At 64.8% G+C, this 4,253-nt stretch carries 4 protein-coding genes; 2 read left to right on the forward strand and 2 right to left on the reverse strand.

What is annotated here, in order from left to right:
• The coding region (locus tag ACRDSQ_RS05060) for a transposase (RefSeq protein WP_431419217.1) at positions 1-1,011 on the forward strand (1,011 nt) is incomplete at its 5' end.
• Between the two features lie 110 nt (positions 1,012-1,121).
• On the opposite strand, the gene ACRDSQ_RS05065 is transcribed toward ACRDSQ_RS05060, so the two are convergent.
• On the reverse strand, positions 1,122-1,733 hold the full coding sequence (locus ACRDSQ_RS05065) for a DUF6444 domain-containing protein (RefSeq protein ID WP_431419219.1): 612 nt from the start codon (positions 1,731-1,733) through the stop codon (positions 1,122-1,124).
• 3 nt (positions 1,734-1,736) lie between these two features.
• Positions 1,737-1,859, reverse strand: a complete 123-nt coding sequence (locus ACRDSQ_RS05070) for a hypothetical protein (protein ID WP_431419221.1) — start codon at positions 1,857-1,859, stop codon at positions 1,737-1,739.
• 490 nt (positions 1,860-2,349) lie between these two features.
• On the opposite strand from ACRDSQ_RS05070, the gene ACRDSQ_RS05075 reads away from it, so the two are divergent.
• On the forward strand, positions 2,350-3,840 hold the full coding sequence (locus ACRDSQ_RS05075; protein WP_431419222.1) for a Vps62-related protein: 1,491 nt from the start codon (positions 2,350-2,352) through the stop codon (positions 3,838-3,840).
• Positions 3,841-4,253: the final 413 nt, after the last annotated feature.

Raw genomic sequence — 4,253 nt, forward strand, 5'->3', positions numbered from 1 at the left:
GCCGGCGCCTACGCCGAGGCCAGCACGCGAGGCGCACCGCAGGCAACTCAGTGCGCGGATCGTTGGCACCTATGGAAGAACCTGGGCGAGGCCGTCGAGAAGACCGTGATCGCCCACCGCACATGCCGGTCCGAGCCCGTCGCACGCGACGACGCCGGTGACGATGCCACTGGCTGCACGACCGCGACAACCGAGACGGCAGCGCCGAGGCTCGACATCGAGCCGACCGACTCGGCCGCGACCTCGGAGTCGTCATTCGTGACGAGGATGCGCGAGCGGTATGCCGCCGTGCGGGCCTTGCACGCCGAGGGCATGTCGATCCGGGCGATCACACAGCAGTTGCGACTGGACCGCAAGACCGTCCGGCGGATCGTCCAGGCCGACGACGTCGAGGACCTCATCGCCAAGACCACGTCCCGGTACTCGCTGCTGGACAACCACAAGCCCTACCTCAACCACCGCTGGACCAGCGGCCACACCAACATCACACGGCTGATTGCCGAGATCCGCGAGCAGGGCTACCGGGGCAGCGCCCAGACCGTCTATCGCTACCTGCGCCCCTTCCGCACTGGCCGCACCACACCACCCGATGGCGTCACTGCCGCATCGCCCGCCCCACCGAAAATCCGGCACGTCACCGGATGGATCATGCGCGATCCCGAGAATCTGTCCGACAAGGACAGTGTTCGGCTCAAGGAGATCCTGGCCCGCTGCCCCGAACTGGATGCCACCCGCCGGCACGTCGACGCATTCGCATCCATGATCCGTGACCTCACCGGTGACCGCCTACCCGACTGGATGGACCGCGTCCGCGACGACAACCTGCCCGCACTGCACTCGTTCGTCAACGGCCTTCGGCAGGACCTGGCGGCGGTGACCGCCGGACTCACCCTGCCATGGAGCAATGGCCCCACCGAGGGCACGGTCAACAAGATCAAGCTCCTCAAGTGGATGGCCTTTGGTCGAGCTGGATTTCCCTTGCTGCGGAAGAGGATTCTGCACGCAACGTAGGGTGAACCTGTCAGCTCAAGCCAAGTTGATCACGCAACTTGGCCCAGAGCCCTTCGACCTGGCAGGCGACCGTGGTGTAGGAGACGACCCCGCGTGATCCACTATGGACTTTAGGCTGTCAGGTCCTCGGACACCATGATTTCCTTGGTTCCGGTCTGGTCGGTGTCGGGTGCGATGAGCTGCATTCGGCTGCGGGCCAATAGTTCCGGTCCGATGTAGCGGTGTCCTTCGGCACATGCTGACATGCCCGCGGTAGGCGACATGCGCGGTGAACGCCCGCAGGTTCGGGCCGTAACAGACGCCGGACACCCCGCCGGGGCCGGGGCCTGGGTCAGATGTCCGGCCGAGCAACGCCTGCGCATCAGGTTGAACTGGACCTTCTCCACGTGTACCGGTGGGATGTCCCACTGCTGCACCGGGGTGAACCCCTCACACACCGAACCCGTGCCCAGGTGTTCTCCGCAGGTCGAGCACTCGGCCGGTTCGACCGGCACGGTGTCGCCCATCTCCGCCTCGGGAGCCAACTCCAGGCCCGAGCCGGGGTGTCCCTTCTGCCCGCCGGGCTTGCGGTCGGTGGACCGTTCCCGCTGGGAATTCGCCTTGCGCCGCTTGACTTTCGCCGCGATCGAGTCAGTTGACGGCGGCGTCGAGGAGTTCGTCGAGTCCATCCCCAACCGGCGCCGAAGTTCCGCGTTCTGCGCCTGCTGCACCAACGCGATCAACCTTCACTCCTCGACCAGCAACTCGTCCTTACCAGCCAACTGGTCTCGCTGGAGGTGGATCAACGTGTCCTGCGACGCGATCAACTCGTCCTTGTCCGCCACCACCCGGCGCAGACGAGCGTTCACCGCGCGAAGATCGGACCCAACTCCAGATCATCCCGCACCCAGCCATCAGGTCAAACCGACGCAACCCCGCAGGTCACCCACCACCCTGAATGGACACGTTTGTCGGCATAATCCCAGGTGTACTCGCTGGTGGTGGACCTGTTGGTCCAGCAGGTCAGTCCGCCCACCTGGCGACTGTTCGCCACCGCCACACCGGTGGCGATGGCCCAGCGGAGTCGCACTCTTGAGTTCCCGCGGCGCCAGTCGCCAGAGGTCGGAACTGGTACCCACCAAACTAAGATGATCTTGGAACGACCCTGGCCCGCAGGTCACGCCGACCGTGAATGGACACATCGTTTGCCTCTTCATCCTCGGCCATTTAGCCCAAGGGCGAGTAGTTTCCTCAACCATGTTCCTCTTGTCGCCGCGGTGCGCGGATTAGTCGAATTGCCGTATTGACGGGGCCTTGGCACCGTGCGATCTTTGCTCGATGAAAAGACGATTAGCGTTGATGTCGACCCTGGCGCTGGTGTTCGTGGGTGTTGCACAGCCGTCTTTCGCTGGACCGGCCGCAGCGGTCGGCGAACTGGCTTCCTTATCCCTTCAGCCCGCAGGTCAATTTATTCGGATCTGGGACGATCGGGGAACCGGTGCCGACGGCGACGTGTCCGTCTGGCGGCCGCATGTCGGGCTGTACCCGGGTTATCATTCCCTCGGGGACATCGTCATGAAAGGGTATGGCGCTCCGTCCAACACTTTTCTGGTCCGGGACGAGGCCGACTTCCTGGCCCGCCCTACAGGTTACCGCTGGATCTGGGACGACAAAGGCTCCGGCGGCGACTACGACGGCTCGCTATGGGAGCCGATTCCCCCGATGGGCTACATCTGCCTGGGCAGTGTCGCGAATTCCGGATACTACCCGCCGTCCACCGACGTCGTTCGCTGCCTCAAGTCCACCTATACGTTGCCCGGTGTCGCAGGCAAGGAATGGGACGATAGCGGATCCGGCGCCGACGACGACGTCAGCCTCTGGCAATCCGACCCCGCCGACTACCGCGGTTTGTCCACGTCGACTTTCGTCGCCCGCCAAGGACACAGCGACAGCGGTGGTGCCCAGCGCTACCGAGTGATCAACAAGACGCTCACCCGCGAACCCGCCCTGTCCGGGTCGCCGGTCACCACCGCGACCGCCCGAGCGTTCGCCCCCCGCGTGTGGATGCACCCGGGTGAGTCCTATTTTCCGTCGTCGGTGGAGTTCCACCTCTCCAACGTGCATGAATCCAAAGGCTATCTGGTCACCAACCAGGCACTCGGTTGCGACTCGTGCACCGACCCCGCTTTCCTGGACGGCGTTCGGCCGAACTCCGCCGCTGTCAGCACGTACGCCGAAGTCGTCCACCGCACGGACAACGGCGTGCCCACCAATGTCACCGACATCGTGTACTGGATGTTCTACCCGTACAACGACGGGAAGCGCGTCTGCATCGGACTGATGTCACCCTCGGGCTGCATCGGCGGCTTCAGCACCTTCGGCAACCACGTCGGCGACTGGGAACACGTCACCATCAGATTCGTCGGCGGTCTGCCCACGAAGGTTTACTACAGCCAGCACGCCGACGGTCAGGAGTTCACTTTCGGTGATAAGCGCATTCGGCTGACCGGATGGCGCCCGGACGTCTATTCGGCGAAGGGATCGCACGGTTCCTATCCGGGGACCGGAGTCCACGTGTACCGCGGACTCCCCAACGGCGACCAGCTCAAAGACGAGACCGGATCCGGCGTCCTGTGGGACACCGCTTCGGCCCTGGTCGCATTCACCTGGCAGCCCCGGGGAACGTACACCGGACCATTGGCCTGGCTCAACATCACCAGCCGGTGGGGCAACCCGAAGTCCGGTTGCGCGATCTCGGAACCGGTCAGCGGTCAATGCGTGCTGAACGACGGGCCGGAGGGTCCGATGCTCAGGGACTACTCACAACCGCCGCTCAAACCGATGGAGTGACATTGTCAGCCCCGATCGCTCCGCCCAGTCGCCAGGCCGAGGACGATCAGGCGGAGTGGCCCCGGGCGACCGACACCACGTGTGCTCGGTCGCAGGGGGGGTGCTCCCAACAGCATGGTCACGATCGACATCATCGCGCCGCCGATCAGGTCCGCGCACGTACGCAGGTCCTCCGCCGACCACTGCGCCAGGCCGGTGAACCGGCCGGGGTCCACCGCCACCTCTTGCCCAGCAACCGCGGTTCCGCCGCACCGACGGCACGCTGCCGCGTCGCTCGCGCAGTAAGAAGCGGAAATGTGGCCATGCTTGCCGACTTGTTTGACCAGGATGTCCCCAATCCGCGGATCGCACGCGCACATGGCGGCCGCTTATGCGCGTCGCGCAGCATGGTCCGGGGCCTCTCAGAGGTAACG

The sequence above is a fragment of the Actinokineospora sp. genome (assembly GCF_050699995.1).
Lineage (GTDB): Bacteria > Actinomycetota > Actinomycetes > Mycobacteriales > Pseudonocardiaceae > Actinokineospora.

Excerpts from the sequence above, each read along its gene's own strand:
- ACRDSQ_RS05075 (WP_431419222.1), top strand. The coding sequence starts at position 2,350 with ATGTCGACCCTGGCGCTGGTGTTCGTGGGTGTTGCACAGCCGTCTTTC.